Annotated in this window: 18 protein-coding genes and 1 pseudogene; 8 read left to right on the top strand and 11 right to left on the bottom strand. The window is 66.4% G+C overall.

Annotated features, from left to right (window positions below):
- The first annotated feature begins 154 nt into the window (after nucleotides 1-154).
- Nucleotides 155-919, top strand: coding sequence for an alpha/beta fold hydrolase (locus ACZ3HV_RS39870; protein WP_465692533.1), 765 nt, complete (start codon nucleotides 155-157; stop codon nucleotides 917-919).
- A 351-nt stretch (nucleotides 920-1270) separates the two neighbouring features.
- Here the strand turns inward: ACZ3HV_RS39870 and ACZ3HV_RS39865 are convergent, their stop codons facing one another.
- Genes ACZ3HV_RS39865 through ACZ3HV_RS39855 form a run of 3 tightly spaced genes read right to left on the bottom strand, consistent with a single transcriptional unit; the run spans nucleotide 1271 to nucleotide 3789 of the window.
- Nucleotides 1271-2014, bottom strand: a complete 744-nt coding sequence (locus tag ACZ3HV_RS39865) for a YdcF family protein (protein WP_465692530.1) — start codon at nucleotides 2012-2014, stop codon at nucleotides 1271-1273.
- Entirely contained in the window at nucleotides 2014-3147 is a 1134-nt protein-coding gene (gene dnaN, locus ACZ3HV_RS39860) for a DNA polymerase III subunit beta (protein ID WP_465692528.1), read from the bottom strand. The genes ACZ3HV_RS39865 and dnaN overlap by 1 nt, the downstream gene beginning before the upstream one ends.
- A 30-nt stretch (nucleotides 3148-3177) precedes the next feature.
- The gene (locus tag ACZ3HV_RS39855) at nucleotides 3178-3789 is read right to left on the bottom strand and encodes an AAA family ATPase (RefSeq protein WP_465692526.1); all 612 of its coding nucleotides are present in this window, start codon (nucleotides 3787-3789) and stop codon (nucleotides 3178-3180) included.
- A gap of 248 nt (nucleotides 3790-4037) precedes the next feature.
- Here ACZ3HV_RS39855 and ACZ3HV_RS39850 point away from each other — a divergent pair, with 248 nt between their 5' ends.
- Complete coding sequence (locus ACZ3HV_RS39850) at nucleotides 4038-4673, top strand: hypothetical protein (RefSeq protein WP_465692524.1); 636 nt, start codon at nucleotides 4038-4040, stop codon at nucleotides 4671-4673.
- A 54-nt stretch (nucleotides 4674-4727) separates the two neighbouring features.
- Here ACZ3HV_RS39850 and ACZ3HV_RS39845 read toward each other — a convergent pair whose 3' ends face one another.
- The 4 genes from ACZ3HV_RS39845 to ACZ3HV_RS39830 all read right to left on the bottom strand — a co-directional run bounded on the left by ACZ3HV_RS39845 (nucleotide 4728) and on the right by ACZ3HV_RS39830 (nucleotide 8540).
- Entirely contained in the window at nucleotides 4728-6422 is a 1695-nt protein-coding gene (locus ACZ3HV_RS39845; protein WP_465692522.1) for a SulP family inorganic anion transporter, read from the bottom strand.
- Complete coding sequence (locus ACZ3HV_RS39840) at nucleotides 6419-7747, bottom strand: chloride channel protein (RefSeq protein WP_465692520.1); 1329 nt, start codon at nucleotides 7745-7747, stop codon at nucleotides 6419-6421. The genes ACZ3HV_RS39845 and ACZ3HV_RS39840 overlap by 4 nt, the downstream gene beginning before the upstream one ends.
- Nucleotides 7748-7886: 139 nt before the next feature.
- Nucleotides 7887-8018, bottom strand: coding sequence for a hypothetical protein (locus ACZ3HV_RS39835; RefSeq protein WP_465692518.1), 132 nt, complete (start codon nucleotides 8016-8018; stop codon nucleotides 7887-7889).
- A 240-nt stretch (nucleotides 8019-8258) separates the two neighbouring features.
- Nucleotides 8259-8540, bottom strand: a complete 282-nt coding sequence (locus ACZ3HV_RS39830; protein ID WP_465692516.1) for a hypothetical protein — start codon at nucleotides 8538-8540, stop codon at nucleotides 8259-8261.
- Nucleotides 8541-9776: 1236 nt separating this feature from the next.
- Here ACZ3HV_RS39830 and ACZ3HV_RS39825 point away from each other — a divergent pair.
- The 3 genes from ACZ3HV_RS39825 (at nucleotide 9777) to ACZ3HV_RS39815 (ending at nucleotide 12112) form a co-directional block, all read left to right on the top strand.
- Entirely contained in the window at nucleotides 9777-10391 is a 615-nt protein-coding gene (locus ACZ3HV_RS39825) for a hypothetical protein (RefSeq protein ID WP_465692514.1), read from the top strand.
- A 625-nt stretch (nucleotides 10392-11016) separates the two neighbouring features.
- Nucleotides 11017-11943, top strand: coding sequence for an alpha/beta fold hydrolase (locus ACZ3HV_RS39820; protein WP_465692512.1), 927 nt, complete (start codon nucleotides 11017-11019; stop codon nucleotides 11941-11943).
- Nucleotides 11927-12112, top strand: a complete 186-nt coding sequence (locus tag ACZ3HV_RS39815; RefSeq protein WP_465692510.1) for an SOS response-associated peptidase family protein — start codon at nucleotides 11927-11929, stop codon at nucleotides 12110-12112. Before ACZ3HV_RS39820 ends, ACZ3HV_RS39815 begins: the two co-directional genes overlap by 17 nt.
- Nucleotides 12113-12602: 490 nt before the next feature.
- On the opposite strand, the gene ACZ3HV_RS39810 is transcribed toward ACZ3HV_RS39815, so the two are convergent.
- A complete protein-coding gene (locus ACZ3HV_RS39810; RefSeq protein ID WP_465692508.1) occupies nucleotides 12603-12869 on the bottom strand; it encodes a hypothetical protein in 267 nt (88 codons plus the stop codon).
- A gap of 187 nt (nucleotides 12870-13056) precedes the next feature.
- Between ACZ3HV_RS39810 and ACZ3HV_RS39805 the strand changes: the two are divergent.
- Nucleotides 13057-13500, top strand: a pseudogene (locus ACZ3HV_RS39805) (IS21 family transposase); the annotation flags it as partial.
- A 605-nt stretch (nucleotides 13501-14105) separates the two neighbouring features.
- On the opposite strand, the gene ACZ3HV_RS39800 reads toward ACZ3HV_RS39805, so the two are convergent.
- Nucleotides 14106-14474: a hypothetical protein gene (locus ACZ3HV_RS39800; protein ID WP_465692506.1), complete on the bottom strand. Its 369-nt coding sequence runs from the start codon at nucleotides 14472-14474 to the stop codon at nucleotides 14106-14108.
- Nucleotides 14475-15213: 739 nt separating this feature from the next.
- Here ACZ3HV_RS39800 and ACZ3HV_RS39795 point away from each other — a divergent pair.
- Entirely contained in the window at nucleotides 15214-15684 is a 471-nt protein-coding gene (locus ACZ3HV_RS39795) for an ALF repeat-containing protein (RefSeq protein WP_465692504.1), read from the top strand.
- Between the two features lie 1035 nt (nucleotides 15685-16719).
- Here the strand turns inward: ACZ3HV_RS39795 and ACZ3HV_RS39790 are convergent.
- Entirely contained in the window at nucleotides 16720-17061 is a 342-nt protein-coding gene (locus ACZ3HV_RS39790) for a GntR family transcriptional regulator (protein WP_465692502.1), read from the bottom strand.
- 258 nt (nucleotides 17062-17319) lie between these two features.
- On the opposite strand from ACZ3HV_RS39790, the gene ACZ3HV_RS39785 reads away from it, so the two are divergent.
- Nucleotides 17320-18213 carry a phosphotransferase gene (locus ACZ3HV_RS39785; protein WP_465692500.1) on the top strand — a complete coding sequence of 298 codons (894 nt, stop codon included), beginning with the start codon at nucleotides 17320-17322 and terminating at the stop codon, nucleotides 18211-18213.
- 646 nt (nucleotides 18214-18859) lie between these two features.
- Here ACZ3HV_RS39785 and ACZ3HV_RS39780 read toward each other — a convergent pair.
- Complete coding sequence (locus tag ACZ3HV_RS39780; RefSeq protein WP_465692498.1) at nucleotides 18860-19153, bottom strand: DUF1330 domain-containing protein; 294 nt, start codon at nucleotides 19151-19153, stop codon at nucleotides 18860-18862.
- Between the last annotated feature and the right edge of the window lie 23 nt (nucleotides 19154-19176).

Genomic DNA, 19176 nt, shown 5'->3' with positions numbered 1-19176 from the left:
ACGGTGTGCAGTCGTCTGTATACATAAACCAACTGTAGTGAGCTGGGGCGGATGCCGGTAGGGCTCGGCGTACTGTGATGTGGGTCACAGGATGTCTCTCGGGTCGACTCTCGTTCGACGGATAAGTAGGGATCCCCAACAGAAGGGTGTGGTGATGGAGAAGGTCACCTCGAAGGACGGCACCGAGATCGCCTACGACACCTACGGGAGCGGGCCGGGGCTCGTGCTGGTGGCCGGTGGTTTCACCGACCGCTCGCGGTACGTGTCCGACGCCGAGGCGCTGTCGTCGGCGTTCACCGTAGTGAACTACGACCGGCGTGGTCGCGGCGACTCCGGCGACACGCTGCCGTACGCGGTCGAGCGTGAGTGGGAGGACCTCGACGCGGTGCGCTCGGCGACCGGTGCCCGGTTCGCCTGCGCGTACTCGTCCGGGTCGATGGTGCTGTTGCAGGCCGGTCTGCCGTTCGAGAAGCTGGCGGTGATGGAGCCGCCGTTCCGGGTCGAAGGAGCACCGCCGGCGCCGGAGCGGTACCTCGAGCGGTTGCAGGAGTTCGTCGCCGCCGGGAACCCCGGTGGCGCGGCCGAACTGTTCATGGTCGAGGCGGTCGGGCAGCCGAAGGAGGTCGTCGACCAGATCCGGGAGACGCCGATGTGGGCCGGTCTGGAGGCCATCGCGCACACCCTGGTGTACGACGGGCTGCAGATGCGGGACAGCGCCGTACCGACCTCGTTGCTGGCGGCAACCCCGCAGGAGACGCTGGCACTGTTCAGCAACGCCAGCCCGGACTGGCTGAAGGATGCGGTCCGGCAGACCGCGGCCGCGCTGCCGCACGGGACGGCGGAGGGGTACGACGGGACCTTCCACACTCTCCCGTCGGACACGCTGGCCCGCGCCCTGACGGAGTACTTCCTTGCGTGAACCAACTGCCGTGGCCGGACGCGCTCCAGTACGCCCTTGAGGCGGGGGGCGCTGGCGGCTGCTCGACTCCGTAGTGCAGGACGGCCGCGACGCCCACCATGGCGATCATCGTGGCGGCGACCAGGAGGATGTGGTTCACCTGGTCGCCGAGCCGCTCGAAGATGATGAAACCGATGTGTGCGTGCACTAGGTATAGCGGTACGCCATCACCGCGAAGGCCGCGCACATCCGCAACAGATCGATCTCGTGAAGCCGGGCTGATCGAGTTGGTTCCACATTCCCACTACACCGCACCCGAGCCGGCTGATCGTCGGTCCACGGCCTGATCCAGACTGCGACTTGCGGATGACGTCAGGACCGCACTGACTCGGGGTGCTCGGCAACAAGATGGTTGTACGCGGCAAGCACTTCGGCCAGAACCTCGACCTGGTCGATGAAGTTCTTCCCCCGCGGACCGTAGCCCTCGGGGTCGTCGCGCAACCGCCTGATCTCACCGAGCACGAGCGACCGGAACCGCTCGCGACTCCAGACCTCTGGCGTCGCCGGACCAGAACTGACGTGGTCACTGCCGATCCACGGGATGAACGGTGCCCGGCTGATCAGTGTTGTGCCGGGGAGGTCGGGGAAGGAGCGCTCGAAGCACGCGTGGGTCCGCCGCTGCATGGTCGGATCCTGGATCAGCAGCAGCGTCTGCGGCTCGTCGATCATCCGGCGGGTGAAGTCCGCGTTCTCACCACAGTTGGTGGACCGGTCCTCGACCACGATCGCCGCCGGCGGGACGTCGTACCCGATGAGCAGGTCGCGGAAGACGTGCGACTCCGGTCGTCCACTCGTCTCGACGTCAAGGCCACGTATGCGGACAGCCGCCTCGAGATGTTCCGTCGAGTGGCCGATGCCACCGCTCACCAAGATCCGCGGCGCGACGCCCTCGCGCTGCAGCCCGGCCGCGACCTCCACCGACTCGAGAACGGCGGACCCCATCAGCACAACGAGGTCGACGGGTCGGTCGACGGGGTCACAACGCGCCAGGAACCGCCCGATCAGCCCCTCATCCGAAGTGGACGCGCTCCAGGGTGTCGGCTCCTCGATCGGCATCAGTTCGGTAGTCGCATAGGCATCAAGATGTACGCCGAGTCCGCGGCCGGACTGTCGTCGGGAGAGCGGAGGCCGGTGAGGTTGATCGGTTTCGTTGGTTGAGTGAAGGCGAAGTGCGCGATGGGTGTGCCCAGTGATGCGAGTCCGTCGAGCAGATAACCGGCGTTGAACCCGGCAACCACCGGCTCACCGGTGAGTGTCGCCTCGACCGATTCCGAGGCCTGCGCCTCCTCACCGTTCCCGGCGTCGAGCGTCGCCGTCCCGTCCGCGAAGGTGACCCGGACCGGCGCCGTCCGCTCTGCCACCAGGGCGACTCGTTTCACTGCCTCGACGAGTGTCGCCGTGTCCACGGTCACCGTGCTGGTGATCGCACCCTCCGCCGGGATCAGACTGCGGACCCTCGGGAAATCGCCGTCGATCAGCCGGCTCGTCGCCCGCCGGCCGCCCCCCTCGAACCCGATCAACCCGTCCCCTGTGCGGGTTGAACCGAGCGCGAGAGTGAGTTCATGACCGGCCATCGCCTTGGCCACGTCGGAGAGCAGTTTCGCCGGGACCAGCGCGTTGGCCTCCCCGTCCGGATCGAGCGGCTCCCACGGAAACGTCCGTACGGCGAGGCGGTAGCGATCGGTCGCGAGCAGCGAGATGGTCGCCCCGCGGATCTCCACCCGGATCCCGGTGAACACCGGCAGCGTGTCGTCCCGGCCGGCGGCACTCACGACCTGCGCGACCGCGCGGGCGAACACATCCCCGTCCACCACACCACTCGCCGCGGGCACCTCAGGCAGCGCCGGATACTCGTTCAGGGGCAACGTGTGCAGGACGAATCTGGAACTCCCGCTGCTCACCTGCACCCGAGTCGCATCGCCGCTCAGATCCACCGAGTCCCGCGGCATGCTCCGGCAGATGTCCGACAGCAGCCGGCCGGACACCAGGAATCGCCCGTCGTCCGCGACCTCGGCCGGCACACTCACCTGCGCGGAACTCTCGTAGTCGAACCCGGACAACGTCACCTGCCCGTCCCCGGCCTCCACCACCATCCCAGCCAGAATCGGCACACTCGGCCGGCTCGGCAGCCCACGCGCCACCCACCCGACCGCCTCGGCCAGCACCTCACGCCCAACCCGAACCTTCATCCGCACTTCCTCCCCAACGAGAAGTACGACTCAATCACTCACCACCGACAGTTTTCTGCCGAAGCTGATCGACTCGAGCTGGTTCGCCTGGCGCCGGTTCAGGACGACCGCGGACGCAGCGCCCGGTACGACGTGACTCGGATCATCGGCCGCCTTCGCCAGCAGCCCGGGCCATCGACGGCAATGGGTCGCCATACTGCCCGCCCGTACGATGCGGCCGCGCACCCACTGCCCGTCCCGCGCCACGTCACCCGGCACGTCAAGCAGGACGAGATGCAGTGGCAGTCCGGCCCTCTTGGCCCGCCACCCCAGTAGTTGCCGCACCCACGGCCGAGTAGCGCAGTCATGCACCACCATCGGCCCGCCATCGCGCTGCATCGCTCTCAGCACACTCACGTAGTACGTGACATGCACGAGCGGACGCCACCAGGCATACGGCAGCACACCGAGCACGGGCATCCACCGATTCCGGATCCGCTCGGAGTCGAACACCCGCACTGCACTGTCCCCTGGGAACAGCCGCCGCAACAGCGTGCTCTTCCCCGCCCCGGGTACGCCGGCCACGACAACCACCGAGTCCGCCGAATACCGCAACTCGCGCGCCCCATCGACCCGATGTCGCACGCCCACCACGTCCACCATCTCGACCTCCACCACGCCACGCCTTCCGCCACTCGCCAGTACAGGTATGACGGACGAGCTCCTCCCGCTGCCCCGAGAAGACGCTGAGAAGTCACTAGGAACTCCCTGAGAGAACCTCTACCGGGAGGTAGGTAACAAATTGTGATCGCCTTCAGGAAGTTGGACGTTAAAAGTTGACGCAGCGTTGCGATTCCGCCCATGATGCGTGCGCCGAGCCAGGGGGGTTCGGGCTCTTGTAGGGGAAATCAATGACACAGCAGTACACGCAGCCGCCGCATGCCCAAATGCCGATGCAGCAGCCGCCGAAGCAGAAGAACACCACCAAGACCGCGCTGATCATCGTCGGATCGATCTTCGGTGGACTGGTTCTGATCGGAGCTCTCGGCTCGATCGGCGGCAACAAGTCCGCCGACAAGCCGGACGCGGCTCCGGCGGCGACGACCACCACCGAGGCGCCGGTTCAGAAGGCGGTCCCGAAGACCGAAGCGCCGAAGGTCGTGGCGCCGAAGACATCCGCACCTCCGGTCAAGCCGACGCAGTCGGCGGCGCCGAAGCTCGCCTGCGAGGGCCAGGATGACCGGTCCGCGCCGTGTGAGGTGACGGTCGGCTCCCCGTTCAAGCTCGGCTCCCACACAGTCCTGGCCGGCTGGAAGATCAAGGACTCGGGCTTCGGCATGACGATCGTCGGCAAGGCGAAGAACACCGACGACAAGACCAGCACGATGTTCATCGACGTCAAGTTCCTCAAGGGTGACGAGGTGGTCGCCCACGTCATGTGCAACACCGGCGACCTGGAACCAGGTCAGTCCGAGACCATGAACTGCGTCCCCGACGGCACTTACACCAAGAAGTTCACCAAGGTCACCGCCGAGGCGACCTTCTAGCCTGGCGCTCGGATGCCCCGCAACCCTCGGACGGGTTGCGGGCGTCCGAGAGGGTTAGCTGCGAGTGGACGTGTTGTTTTCTGGGTCGGCTCGGTAGGCGCTGAAGGCGTCTACCAGGGTTGGAAAGACGTTGTGCTCGCCGACCGCGTCGATGACGCCGTACGCGCGGAGTGTCGCAAGCAGCTGAGTGTCCGGCCGGACGAGTACGAAGCGGGCGTCGCGAGCGCCGCAGTAGTTGACCAGGTTGGCCAGGGTCACTCCGGCCGAGTAGTCGATGTCGTCGATCCCGCCGCAGTCCAGCGCGATCCAGCGAACCGGGTCGGGCGCACCGGAGATCACCGCCTCGAGGTCGTCGGCGAAGCGGTTGGCGTTGGCGTAGAACAGAGCCGCGTCGTAGCGGAATACCACCAGTCCGGGCAGGCTCTGTGTGCCCGGCTTGGCCGGCAGGTACGTCGGCTCCCCGGCCTCGTCCTGACCGATGACGTAGTCGCCCGGCGTGTACTGCCGCCGGACGAGATCGAGCAGCGACAGCAGGATGGCGAGGATGATCCCCTGCTCGACGCCGATGGCGAAGACGGTGACCATCGTGATCAGCGCCACCACGAACTCGTTGATGCGCCGGCGCCTCAGCCGCTGCAGGCCGGGCACGTCGATCAGGCTGACGCCGATGAGGAAGACGATCCCGGCGAGGACCGCCTTGGGCATGTCGGCCAGCAGGCCGGTAAAGAACAGTGTGAACAGGAGCGTGACCGCCGCCATCGTCGCGTTGGCGAGCTGACTGTGCCCTTTCTGCTCGTCGAGGATCTGCGTCTTCGTCGGGCTGCCGTTGACCACGAACGTGCCACTGAGGCCGGCGGCGATGCTGGCCCCGCTGAGCCCCACGATGTCCCGATTGATGTTGACGGGGTCTCCGTGCTTGAACGCGAAGCTGCGGGAGGTGGCGGCGCTCTGGGCGATGATGAGCACGAAGCAGGACACGGCGGTCGGCAGCACCTTGCGCACGTCCGACCAGGAGACGTCCGGCGGCAGGCCGATCGGTGGGAATCCGCCCTGCACGGAACCGACCACGGCCACGCCGTGCGCGTGCGCGTCGGTCAGGGCCGAGATGGCGGTCAGCAGCACGACGGCGACGACGGCACCGGGGACGGCCGGGATGAAACGCTTGAAGATCTGGATGATCGCGATCGTGGACAGCCCGAAGGCGAACGTGGCCAGGCTGGTCGACGACAGCGAGCTGATCCAGTGCCACTGCTGCTCGAACCAGTTGCCGGTGCCCTTGGAGATGCCGAGCAGGTCCGGAATCTGCCCGGACAGCACCTGGATGCCGACGCCGGTGAGGAACCCGATCAGTACCGACGCACTCAAGAAGTCCCCGATGAAACCCAGCCGGACGAGACGCGCCACGATCAGCAGCGCACCGCAGACCAGCGCCGTCAGGCTGGTGAGGGCGAGCCAGTCGGGCGACCCGGGCGTGACCCCGGCGATGCCGAGACCGCTCAGGCCGGCCGCGAGTACGGCGGCAGTGGCCGAGTCGGCGCCCACGACGAGCAGCCGCGAGGAGCCCAGCAGAACGAAAGCAAGGGTCGGAAAGATGATGGTGTAGAGCCCGGTCACTATCGGCGTACCGGCGATGGACGTGTAACCCATCACCTCCGGTATCGCCACCGCTCCCAGCGTCAGACCGGCGATGATGTCGCGGCTCAGCCAGGCTCGTTGGTACCCGCGAAACGACTCGGGGATCAGGTTCACTTCGCCCGCTCCTTGGGGCCTGGAACGGGGAGCAAGTACGTGACGACGAAGGCCACCGCCACAGCTACCACAACCTGCGGTGTCACCGTCACACCGTCGGCGCCGAGCAACACAGTGGCGAGCAGCGTTGCGGTCAGCGGCAGCCGCAGCATCGCGGCGCACATGGCTCCGATCCCCATACCGATCGCCGGCGCCAGACTCATGCCGGGCAAACCCGCCGCAGCGATGCCCATGACCGCACCGATGAACATGGATGGGAACACCGGTCCGCCGCGGAACGCGCTGAGCGAGAGTCCGTACGCGAGCGTCTTGCAGACGCCGAGCAGGATCAGTACGCCGACCGAATAGTCAGCGGCGTTCTCGACCAGTTCGGGCAGCGCATCCTGACCGGAGAACAACACCTGGGTGAAGCTGTTGTCGGAAATCAACTGGTAGACCATGGCAGTCAGGCCGATGGCGAGGCCGAGGCCAGCTGTCACCAGCACCCGGTTCACATGAACGACCGGACGCAGCGACAGCCCGATCCAGCGGATCACCCAGCCCAGGAGCGCACCGGCCACCCCCATGGCCAGCGCCCAGGCCATCGTGGCCACCGTCGGGTCCACCGCCGGAGGCACTGTGGTGAGGGCCAGGGAGAAGCTGCCCAGTCCCGTCCAATTGTCCAGACCGACGAAGACCAGAGCGCCGATGCCGGAGGCCAGCAGCCCCGGTAGCGCCACCAGGCTCAGCGTCGCACCCCCGATGCCGGCGGTCTCCATGATCAGGAAGGCACCGAGCACGGGAGAACCGAGCAGCGTACTGATCGCCGCGAAGCTACCGGCCGACGCGATGATCGTCAGCGCCATCGGCGGCGCGTCCTTCTTGACCAGGTGCACAGTCAGCGCGGCAAGACCGCCACCGATGGCGATGAGCGGAGCCTCCGGCCCCAGGACGGCGCCAAGACCTAGTGTGGTCAGTGCGGCCAGGATGATGGCGGGGAGATCCCGGTCGACCGGCGGACCTCCGCCGGTCTTGAACCCGAAGGCGGGTGAGTGGCCCGCGTTGCCGGGCAGGTAGTGGATGGTCAACGCGGTCAACAGTCCACACAGCACCAACCAGGGCACCGGCCACCACGCGGGTGCACCCCCGGTGAACATGTCCTTCGGGAGATCGTCGAACAGGTACTCCTGGATCGCGCTGACCAACGCCAGGAACCCGTACGCGATGGCCGAGATCGGAATGCCCAGGAGCGCGGCGAGCAGCAGCGCCGAGAGATACTGCTTCGAACGGATGACTGTCTGCGGATCCATCGCCGGCGGACCGGCCGGCGGCGCGTCGATCGTCACGATGAGAACCCCCTCAGGCGCCCCTCCACCATCAGGTTGCGAGTCCCCGCCCGCATCGTCCCGCCCGGATGATCGAGCCAAGGCCGTCCCGAGACATCAATCAGCGCCCCCGGCAGGACTCGAACCTGCCACCAACAGATCAGAAGGCCGCCGGACCGCGTCGACGGCAGACGTCGCCCAGCCGCACGCCCGGCTCGATCGCGAATGCGTCCATGCGGACGACAGGCCCGCCAGGCACATCGCCGTACCGCGACGTGCCTGTGGCCACCACGGTGTCACCGTCGACCGCGACCGGAGACTATTCGGCCTCGTAGGTGCCGGGTGGGGGCGTCAGGCGACGCACTCTCTCCTAGCCAGGATGCGACCACGGGCGTCCCGGCCGCGGACCGGCTCATCATACGGGTGGTACCGGTACCCGACGTTCTCGCTGAACAGCCGTGAAATGTCGTCCGGATCGTACGGTGGACTCCTTCGCGCTGCAGCGCCGGCCGCCGCAGGACGTGCCTCATAACTAGTGGGCGGTGTGACTGTCGGGACTGGTTGCCGGCTCGCTCGGGAGCCAGAGGTCCGGTGAGGCGATGCGGTCGGAGGACAGGTACTCGGTGATCTCCACGTCGCCTTGCTCGTACTGTACGAGCCCGATCCAGCCGGCGGGACCGTTCTCGCGGGCGACCAACCACGCTCGTTGCCAACCGGTTTCGGTCAGCACAATCACGTGTCCGGGGAGCGGGAGACTGTGCAGCCTCCACTCCGCATGGGCGTGCTGGGACCGGACTTGCTCCACCTCGTTCATGTCAATCCCCGGCGCAAGCGAAGCTCGTCGCGAACGGCGCGCGGCACAGGCAGCCGATATCTCTCCAGCGCCTTGGCGTAGGCACCAAGTGACGAGGCGAGATGACCGGAGTCGGCGCGGAAGGTGTCGTTCCGACGCCCCGTGACTCGCGCCAGTCGATCGTCCGCGCGCGCGGACGCGACCTCGGCGAGCAGGTGTGAAAGCTCATGATCCACGGCCGAGCGGCGACGGGCTCCGCGCAGAAGGGGAAGCGGGCGCATGGACATCGGGCATCGCCTCATAGGGCTGCCGGTTCCTGACATACCGCCTGGGATGCCATCGCTCCGGAGTCTCACCAGTCTACATCGTCGGCTCGCCGAAACGCGGGTCGTCCGGTCGAGCTCGTGTGGTTGCGAGGCACGATCGATCATCACGGAGAAAGAACCAGCAGCGAAGGGTGGACTGCACAATCCCGCCAGGCGGCCAGAGTTGGAGACGGCCCTCGCGCACCGCCCGAGCCCGATAACGCTGACACGTTGTAACTACTCGCGACTTGGCCGCCGCGGCGGTCACCTGACTTGACCAGCACGATCCGAGCGTCTGACCAACGGATTAGAGGGTGGACGGACCTCGTTGTCACGCCTGAACCAGCGAAGCTTTGGCCTACTTCAGTTCGCTTGTCGTCGACTCGGGTTCACTCCAGTAGCCGGGGCTGGAATCCCAGGGGATCCCCAGGCCACATGGGAGTGTGGCGGTTCCTCGGCAGCAACCAGGTCTCGCGCTGGGAGCAGCCGCCGTTGAGCCGGGCACCCGGACCAGGCGCAACTGATCCGCGACTTCCGCCGCTTCACCGGCCGTGCACGAGAAATTCGGGCAGTTGCAGGGCTGACGGACGAGGTCACGCCGGTGGTAGGGACCGGCTCCCGCCCCGCGTGCGGCCGCGGATCCCCGCCCGCGCAGCCAGCCTGACGCTCAGCGGCCGTCTGACGCGCCGGGTACGACGACAGTTGGTGACGTACCGCACCCATTGGGAGTTTTGCGAACACCGTGGTCCGGGAATTACTCAAATGTTTGGATGAGGCAACTTCAAGTAATTCCACTTTGCAGATGTGCAGCCTTGTGGAAACCGAGTCGGTGGGAGGACTCTGGCTGCAAGGGGGCAGCGGTCGTCGGGCATGGTGGGACGACTGCGCCGGCTTCCGGTCGGCTGGGGGAGAGGCAGCAATAGGGGGAACCATGTATAGAAGAATCATTATCGTGGTGCTGGCGTCGGTTCTGATCGCCTTCATCGGGACTGGCGCCGCCAGCGCTCAAACCGTGGCGGTTCAGGATCCTGTTGGAGACTCGGGAAACCCTAACGACCAAAGCCTGGGCAGTGAGAAAGAGCAGGGGTACTTCGATATCGTCCGGGCCGAGGTCTCCAAGGATTCCGGAACATTTTCCATGAGCCTGCGTCTTGCCGTTCCTGTGCCGGAAGCTCCCCCGCGCCCCAAGGGTGATTCCGGGATGTTCTTATGGGCCTTTGCCCTTGACACCCAGCCAGGTTCGATCGCGGGCTATCTGTACCCGCCAGGACAGAAACGACCCTTTGAATATTTCATCCTGCTGGCCTGGGATGGCATCGCATTCAGCGCGTTTGTCATCGATCGGACGCCGCTCCCCTCGGGTGGAGAAGCTGTCACCACTTTCATTCCGTTCTCGTTCAACACTGCGCGCGACCAAGTGCAGTTCGGGGTCGATCCGGCATTGATCGGCAACCCTGCGGCGTTCGAATGGCTGTCGGTCAACGCGCTGCGGAAGTCGCATTTCGGCGCAGAGGCATTGCAGGTTCTCGATTTTGCCCCTGACGCCGGCACCACGAACTGGCCCTAGAGCGACAATGGTCCGTCGAGTTCGCCGTTGATTGGAAGTTCGGGGCCTGGCTTGACCAGCATGATCCGAGCGTCTGACCAACGGACTAGAAGGTGGACGGACCCCGTTGTCACGCCTGAACCAGCGAAGCTCTGGCCTACTTCAGCGCGCTTGTCGTCGACTCAGGTTCACTCCAGTAGCCGGGGCTGGATTCCCAGGGGATTCCCAGGCCACGTGGTTCTGCTCGCTTCCTCCCGGCGTTCTGGCTGCTGGTGCCGCGAGCGCTGGGGATCCAGGGAGTGACCGAGCTCCTATGCGCGGACGAGGTCGCGGGACTGGGCGATTTCCTGGATGCGCTCGCGCGGGCGTCGGATACAGGCACCGGCCACGGTGGCCACCAAGGATTTGCGGCACCCGCAAGGACGTACTCATAGCTCGACTGACCGCCGTCCAGCGATCGGTCCGTTGTGGCGAGACCGCGGCGACCATCGAGCTGGTCCGCACCTTCGACTACGGAACCGGAGGAACGTCCCTAGCCCGCCTGGACGGTGAACCCGTCGTGGTGAGGCGGCGTCTGCTCGCGAGTTGCCCGTAGAGGTGGAGATGCCGTCGGCTCACGTCGATGGATCGCCTATTGTCACGTGTCATGACCGAGACCTTCGTGACCTCCGGTCCGCTGCGCTTGTGGACCGAACGGACCGGAAACCCCGATCATCCCGCCGTACTGCTGATCGCGGGCGCGTCGGCTCAGGGCATCACCTTCCCCGACGCGCTGGTCAACCGCCTCGTCGTTCGCGGCGTGCAGGTGATCCGGTTCGACCATCGCGACACCGGGCGCTCGAGCATCATCGACTTCGACCGGCATCCGTACGGCCTGTCCGACCTGGCCGCCGATGCTCTGGCCATCCTGGACGCCTATGAGCTGCCGTCGGCCCACGTCGCCGGGGCATCGATGGGCGGCGTGATCGCGCAATGGCTGGCCGTGCACAAGCCGGCCCGCGTACGCTCCCTGACCCTGCTCTCCACCACCCCCATGGGCCACGATCCCGGTCCGGTTTGGCAACGAGCCATGGCCGGGCAACCCGCCGACCCCGACGACCTGCCCCCGCCGACCCCGCGTTTCCTGCAGCACCTGGCCGACTCGGACGGCACCCCGCCGGGCGTGGAAGCCGACATAGCCATCTTCCGGGTCATGAACGGCGACGTTCGCCCCTTCGACGAACCGGCCGTCAGAGCGATGCTCCAGCGCTGCTGGGCGAGGGCCACCGACCCGTCCGCCGCCGCCCACCACGGCTTGATCGGCCGGAAGAAAGGCCCGGACCTGCTCACCCCGCTGTCGACGATCACTGCCCCGACCACAATCGTCCACGGTGACCAGGACCCGATCTTCACGCTGGCCCACGGCGAGGCTCTGGCCGCCGCCATCCCGGATGCACACCTGCACGTCGTCCCTGGCATGGGCCACGTCTACTTCTGCCCAGGCCTTCCGGAGGAGCTCGCCGACCTGATCTCCGTGCATACCCCCGTGACCCGGCCGGATCCACGACCGCGTGCCCATGGCGATCACCCCTGACGGGTGGGCCGATTGGCTCGATCCCCGCAACCACGACGTCGACCAGCTCCGCGATCTGATGGCGCCACCGGTCGACGGCAGCCTCGACATGTACGCGGTGTCGAAGGCCGTGAACAACGTGAAGCACAACGGCCCCGAGCTGCGGGAGCCGCTCCCCGCTAAAGGCTGACACGACCCGATGTAGTCGCAGCGCTGCGTGAGTAGCGGTTGCTCGATGCCGACTACAAACGTTTAGTGTTCCGGATCCACGCCCACGGCGACAGCGCCGTCCTGCCGGCCAAAACGACGATCTGATCAGGTTCGTCGCCGCCGAAGCCAATCATGAATCCAACAGGCCGGGGTCAGGTAACGCCGCGCGTGTGGAAGGAAGAGAGCGAGAAGAGTGCGCATGCCCTTGGTTGCCTTTGACGATCCTGCAGGCAGAGACCCGTTGGTCCGGGTCGGTGCTCCGCTAGGTGTTCGTGGCTCCGCGCTCGGAGGAAGTGACGACAACAAGGGGTGCTGGTAAGGAATGGGTCACCAGCGGCAAACGAGGTCTGTTAGGCATCAGCGGTGCTGGCGCGGTGGCGTTCGAGGACTCGGTACACCGTGGGCCGTGACACCGTGAACAGTTCGGCCAGATCGGCGATCCTCCCCGCCCCCAGCACTACCCCTCACCGTTAGCCGCTGGCGACATGTTCCTTACCAACACCCCAGGACGTGAGAACGCTGTCCCTGATCTCGGGCAGCGGATCAGGGACGGCGTTCGGGTCCGTCATGCCGCGGCGGTGGGCCGGAAGGCCCGGCGAGCTCGGCGCGGCTGGGGCCACGTCGGCCTGCTCCGGGCGCTCCCGGCGGCGCGCGGACCAGAACGCACGCTTGGTCCGCTCCAGCCGGTACGCCGTCTCCGCCTTGATCGAGTCTGGTGTCAACGGTATCCCGAACATCGTTTCATCTCCCGTGATCTGTGGCGCCCTCGTGGGCGACCGCTCACCCCTTCTACGAACACCTTTGGCCGGATCCGACACCGCCTCCGGAATTCTTTCGAGGACCTCCTGGTACGTGTCGACGTCGGGTGAAGACTGACCCTCTTTCGGCGGCTGAAAGTGAACCCCCTGCGTGACCCTGTGAAGGCTGATGACAGTGGAGGACTGGGCTGAGATCCGCCGGTTGTATCGGTCGGAGGGGATGGCGATCAAGGCGATCTCGAGGAAGCTGGAGATCTCGTGGAATGCTGTTCGGCGGGCGTTGGCCAGTGATAGCCCGCCGGTGTACTCGCGGCCGTCGAGGGGGTCGGTGGTGGACGCGGTGGAGCCGCGGATCCGGGAGCTTTTGCTGGAGACGCCGACGATGCCGGCCACGGTGATCGCCGAGCGGATCGAGTGGCCTTATGGGTTGACGGTGCTCAAGGACCGGGTCCGGGTGTTGCGGCCGCACTATCTGCCGCCCGATCCGGCATCGCGCACCGACTCCAACCCGGGCCATCGGGCGCAGTGCGACCTGTGGTTCCCGCCGGCGTTGGTTCCTTTGGGTGCGGGGCAGGCAGGATCGCCGCCGGTGCTGGTGACGACCGCGTGCATCCTCGGTGCAGATGGCCGCCTGAGCTTTGATGCCTCCAGCCTGTCTGGTGACCAGCCCAGCGAAGGCCCGCGCCAAGGCGCCCAGGTGCCGGCTGCCTATGCGGCGCTCGATCTGCTGGCGACCGGGGGAGTGGACCTGCGCACCCAGCACTGGACCGTCCGACGGCAGCGACTCGAGCAGTTCGCACTGTCCTGGGCGCTGTCGCTGCAACTGACCCCAGTGACTGACGACATCGACGAGGCTGAGCACTCTGCTCAGCCGGTCACGAGCGCCCAACCTAGGGAGCCACCGGCCACCAGACACTCACCGCCGAGCAGGTGTCGCGCACCAGTCGATCAGCCGCCCCAGCGCGACAATGCGCGACACCAAATCAACCCCGATGAAAGGTCAAACACCGCGAAACCTGGGAAGTCATCGTCGACGGGGTGCTCGGCTCGACACTCATCCGCCGCTCATCTCGCCGGTTGCGGGGCACGATGTCGTCGTCACAGCTGCCCTGAGGGAGTGCGGCCAGTTGTCGAAGCTGGCGAGTCGTTGCTGGTTCGCGTCGCAGCGCCGTTAGGCGAGCGGCTGGGCACGACGCGGGGCTTGACCGGTGCGAGCTAGGCGGGTTCTCCGGTCTCGTCGACGATGCCGAAACCGACATGGCGTAGCGCGCTGGTCAGTTGTCCGGACCGCAGAAGCTGCGCGGCGCCGGGATCGACCAGGGCGGCGTCGAGGGTCTCGGTCAGCCGCTGCGCGATCTGCTCGCTCACAGGGTGGCCCTGCTCCCGGGCCAGGTCACGAGCGGTCTGGACGACTCGCTGAACGAGGCTGTGGCGCCGTGGCGTCAGCCGGCGCAACTGTGCGCCGTCTCCGGACACGTGTGCCTGGCGTAGCTGCTCCCCGAGCTCAGTGAGGTCGTTGATCCCGTCCGGATCGGCGCGAACCAGTTGGTTGGCCAGCCACGCCGCGAGCGTCGGCTTCCTCAAGGCTCTGATCGCCTCACCCGACCGGACGTCGCCACCGTCTTCGGCCGCCTTCGCGGCCGCGTTGCGGGCAGCAGTGAACTGCTACGGGGCCAGCCCATACAGCTCGACCGAGGACGCGTCGACGTCCATGTCTTCAACCTGCGGGCTGCGGCAACGCCAGATCCCGGCGAGCGTCAGGCCCCGCCGCCGCCTGACCACGACACCGTTCTCAGTAGCCCTGGACTGTGGGCAGCAAACCAAAGAGCGCGGCGCATGCCTGATTTCTGATGTGTTCGCTGGTGTTGTTCTCGGCGAGTTCTTCCAGATCCGGCTCGAACTCCGGTACGGCGCGTAGCCGATGGCCGCGCCCCCCGCAGTTCCTCGTTCTCGCTGTAGCAGGCAGAGGCTGAAGACGATCTTCAGCGGCCTGCGGGCAGGCAAGCTCCGGCCGTGGAGCATGGGCCGCCGCGGGCGGTAGACGTAGATCACATTCGGGTGCGGCTCACAGATTGCCTGGCTGTTTCGTCGCCTGGGTGTCAGACGACCCGAGATCTCGACGTAAGGAATCCGAGTGAAACTCAGAAGGAGTTCTCGTGCTCTCAACGCCTACAAGGAAGGTCGACAAGTGAGACGAACCAACGTTGCCCTGGCTGTCGCGGCAATCGCCTTGACGCCGGCGCTTCTGACAACCACCCCCGCGTTCGCTGCCGACCCGGTCGGCGCCCCGACCGCTTGCCAGGCGCCCACGGACACGTTCGTCGTGACCACGCCGGTGGACGAGATGTCCGACGACGATGTGCGGGTCACGATCTTGCGCATCATCGGCGACCCGAGCACAGGCAGCGCGGTCGAGGCCGCCGCGCAGAAGGCCATGGACGGCACCATCGAGGACCAGCGCAACTTCCTGACAACCGACCGCTGGCCGGCCCAAGCCGAAGACGACAGGGTCGCCGTCTTTACCACCCTCCACCTTGCGAGCGTGTACAACGACCGCGGCGTCACCAAGGCGGCGCAGCAGGCCCTCAACGGCGGCACGCCGACTGTCCTGCGCGACTTCCTGGAGACCGGCTGCCGCCTCGCCCAGTTCGAAGACGACAGGGTCGCCATTTTCCGAATCCTCGCCGATCCGACCACCAATCCGGCGGTCCGTGCGGCGGCAGAGCAGGCCCTCGACGAGGACACGCCGGAAGCGGCGCGGTACTTCCTGGAGCACGGCCAGTTCGAGGTCTAGTTGTACTCGGCCGGTGCGCCCAGACGAACTGAGCCCAGCCGAACGACTGGGCTCAGTCCAACTGGAAGCCAGGTTCAACAGGGCTTACAGTCCAACCCGGCCACCACCTGGCTCAGTCCCCGCGACCCGATCGTGGCGGGAGTCTCCTGGCCCGCGTCGACCAAGGCCAACCCGCCTACAGCCCTCAGAGCACCGTCAGAGCCCTTGGCCTGCCGAACAACAGCAAGCTCCTCACAAGACAGACGTCGTCATCGGACACGGTGGCTCGTCTGGCGGTGGCCGAGCCGAGCCCGGCTGAGTCAGGTGCTCGCCCGGCAGTCGCAGCCCGATCACGGGCCTGCTGCCCTCCTGCCGCGGCGGCGCCTCCATTCGACTTTCCCCGGCACCGCGTTTACCTCCCCCGGGCGGCTGATTCCCCACCTCAACCGCGGGTCACGGATGGTGGCAGATGCGGGAATGATCTCCGAGGCCCGCCTGCTTGCAAGCCAGCTAGGGCGAGCGGGGGCCCTCAGGTGACCCGGACGAAACCGTTCAGCGCCCCGGGGCGCTGAACCTACGGTTCGTTGACACCTGCGCATGGCATCACTCGTGGCACGAAATCGCGGATACTCGTGGGGAACCTCTCGCGCGCTGCAGGCGGCCATGTTAGAAAACCGCTGGTAGAGAGCGTATGCGACGCTGAAGGTCCTCCTCGTAATGAGCAGGTCGTCCGTTCGGTTCCGACAGGCGGCTCCGCTGTGATGTCTCAGGACATCCCGTTCCCCTTTGGCGGTCCAGTGGGTTGGTAGTCGAGGGTGAGCTCGCGCGGGAGGTCGCCGGTAGCGGCGTCGACGCCGCAGATCTGCAGGTCTTGATGAGGAGCAGGCCGATGCCGATATGGTGGCGTTGCGCCCGGCGGCGACCGGGTACGGATCGAGCTCGTACAGCTCCACAGCCACCGCGTCGATGTCCACGCTCCACGGTGCCTCGTGGAGTGCTTTCCGTCCAGGCATGCGATGGCGCAACGTCGGGTACGGGTGCTGTGGGCAACAACCGCTATGGCGTTGGTGTAGGAACTGCGATCACCATGGGTCTCTTGCCGGAAACGACGCGAAGAATCCCCTCGTCACGCAGCTGATGGACTGCGCGGCTGACTGTGCCGGTAGCAACCTTGTAGTTCACCCGGATGTCTTCGTTCATCGGCAGAGACGAACCAACGGGATAGGTGCCAGCGGCAATCGCTTTGCGAAGATTGTGGGCGATGACCTCGCGCGGCCAGCGTGGTGTCGTCTCTGGTCGCGGGATGAGGTTAGAGATGGTGTCGGCTGTTAGGTGAGTCTGAAATGACCGGGTCCGGTTATGGACGCCCGCGCCCGCTCCGCGGCCTCGGCTGACCACCGCTAAGGATGCACGGGGGATGCACCAATGCTCTGGCTGAACCGGGCCACGGGCAGGGGCTAGAGCATGGGGGTCGCTAGCATCGCTACCGTCGCCACTTCCGCCAGCCAGTTGCCTCTACGTCTCGGCAGTTGTGGGCCAGGCGGGCCCCTCGACAAGTCCCAGCCAACCAAACGCGGAAAGGGCGCGCAGCCACGCTTTCTCTGCCACAATCCAATCTGCGACGACGTAGATGCGTGAACCCTGGGAGAGGAACTGATGCCGGACGAACCCGATGCCGAGATCCGACGCCGGGTCGAACAGGCACTGGGCCGGACCACGACGTGGGCCGTCCCCGATACCGGTTGGTCGGGGGCGATCCGGCACTCAGTCGGATTGGCCGACGGCACGCGCGTCTTCGTCAAAGCCGCCACCGACGACGATACCGAGCGCTGGCTCCGCACCGAACACCTTTCCCTGCAGCACGTTCCCGAGCGGTTCGCGCCAACGATCATCGCGTGGCTCGACGAGCCCGGCCGCCCGATTCTCGTCACTGAAGATCTCAGCCGGGCTCACTGGCCGGCCAGCCATCAGGGTGTGAATTGGCGCCCCGGCGATATCGATCTCCTACTCACCGCTGTCGCCAATCTTTCACATATCGAGGCACCGAACGTTTTCTCACCCACACCGCGAACGCGCGCTCGCTGGCCCGGCCTACTGTGCGGCCCGGACCGAACGGCCTTCCTCGAATTGCAGCTGTGCTCGGAGAAGTGGCTCGACAACGCCGCACCGCAGCTGATCGCCGCCGAATCCCGCTGCGACGAGGACGGAATGAGCCTGGTGCACGGGGATATTCGCAGCGACAATATCTGCATCGACGGCGACCGGGTGGTTTTCGTCGACTGGAGCCATACCTCACGCGGCAGCGCCGACCACGATCTGGCCGGATTGCTCCCGACCCTGCACCTGGAGGGCGGCGCCCTTCCCTACGACGTCATGCCCGACGGCGCACCCTGGGCCGCCGCCGGTGCCGCCACGCTCGCCTATCGCATTCACCACGATTCCCTGCCGGACTGGCTGGTCCCGGTGATGATCCGGCTGATCGCGATCGACCTTTCGTGGGCAGCGTCATCGCTGGGGCTTCCGTCGCCCGACGGCACCGCCCCGCGCTAGCCGAACAATTCTGGATCATCCGAGTCCGCGTTCTGGCCACCGATCGCGAAGAATCGGCGGGCCGGACGCACCCGGGCCGGTGCAGAACCTGGCCGACGTCGAACGCGAGTACGCAATTGCTGTCGCCGGACTGCCCCCTCAGGGCGGACTACCCGAAGATCAGAGGCGAGTAACTTCCTACATCGGCAGGACCTGGCGACGAACCGAGTTCGGGACTCAATTCTGGCAATAGGCCTAACCAGCAGCGATCGCTGGAGCATTGGGGGCAGTTCCGCCACCTCCGCCAGTTCCGCGACCTCCGCCAGCCCAACCACGCTGTGTGATGTCTCAGGACGTCACACCATCACCTTGACCCAGCGTGTGCCGGTTCGAGGTCGACTAGAACATATGTCCCCTTAAGCTCAAATCCTGAGATCAGGGTGTGACCTGGGGGTCTGCGTCGTGCACGGTGTTCGGACGCAGACCCCCGGGGCCTACTCAGTTGCAGGCTGCGCCGGCTTCCCGAACTGGGCATTGCAGTTCGACCACCACGTTGTCGGGGTTGTGCGAGTCGAGCTGGAGTTGGCGGTGAACGCCATAGGACTCGGGAGCGGGCCGGTATACCCCAGAATCCTGCTGCTTCAGTGAAGCTCCGGCTGGACCTCGGTCAGTCGATGCCTTCGACGATGCGGAAGTCGCGCTCGACGCCGTCGGAGAGGGCGACCAGCGCCTCCTGGTAGGCCGGACTCTCGTGCGCCGCGACGGCGTGCTCGAAGCTGTCGAACTCGATCAGGACGGTGCGCTCGGCGATTCCGGCGTCGTGCGCCACGACCCGGCTGCCGCGGGTGAGGACCCGACCGCCCCCGGCCCTGACGGCCGGAGGGGCCAGCTTGTTGTAGGCAGCCAGTTTCTCAGGGTCTGAAATGGTGCGGTAGGCGCTGACCCAGTAGCCCTTGGGCATGGAACCTCCAGTGTTGGGATGAG

The sequence above is a fragment of the Kribbella sp. NPDC020701 genome (assembly GCF_055562215.1).
This window is presented reverse-complemented; position numbering and strand designations above follow the sequence as displayed.

Excerpts from the sequence above, each read along its gene's own strand:
- ACZ3HV_RS39815 (WP_465692510.1), top strand. The coding sequence starts at position 11,927 with ATGGCGATCACCCCTGACGGGTGGGCCGATTGGCTCGATCCCCGCAAC.
- ACZ3HV_RS39820 (WP_465692512.1), top strand. The coding sequence starts at position 11,017 with ATGACCGAGACCTTCGTGACCTCCGGTCCGCTGCGCTTGTGGACCGAA.
- ACZ3HV_RS39785 (WP_465692500.1), top strand. The coding sequence starts at position 17,320 with ATGCCGGACGAACCCGATGCCGAGATCCGACGCCGGGTCGAACAGGCA.
- ACZ3HV_RS39780 (WP_465692498.1), bottom strand. The coding sequence starts at position 19,153 with ATGCCCAAGGGCTACTGGGTCAGCGCCTACCGCACCATTTCAGACCCT.
- ACZ3HV_RS39810 (WP_465692508.1), bottom strand. The coding sequence starts at position 12,869 with ATGTTCGGGATACCGTTGACACCAGACTCGATCAAGGCGGAGACGGCG.
- dnaN (WP_465692528.1), bottom strand. The coding sequence starts at position 3,147 with ATGAAGGTTCGGGTTGGGCGTGAGGTGCTGGCCGAGGCGGTCGGGTGG.
- ACZ3HV_RS39865 (WP_465692530.1), bottom strand. The coding sequence starts at position 2,014 with ATGCCGATCGAGGAGCCGACACCCTGGAGCGCGTCCACTTCGGATGAG.
- ACZ3HV_RS39855 (WP_465692526.1), bottom strand. The coding sequence starts at position 3,789 with ATGGTGGACGTGGTGGGCGTGCGACATCGGGTCGATGGGGCGCGCGAG.
- ACZ3HV_RS39830 (WP_465692516.1), bottom strand. The coding sequence starts at position 8,540 with ATGAACGAGGTGGAGCAAGTCCGGTCCCAGCACGCCCATGCGGAGTGG.
- ACZ3HV_RS39870 (WP_465692533.1), top strand. The coding sequence starts at position 155 with ATGGAGAAGGTCACCTCGAAGGACGGCACCGAGATCGCCTACGACACC.
- ACZ3HV_RS39850 (WP_465692524.1), top strand. The coding sequence starts at position 4,038 with ATGACACAGCAGTACACGCAGCCGCCGCATGCCCAAATGCCGATGCAG.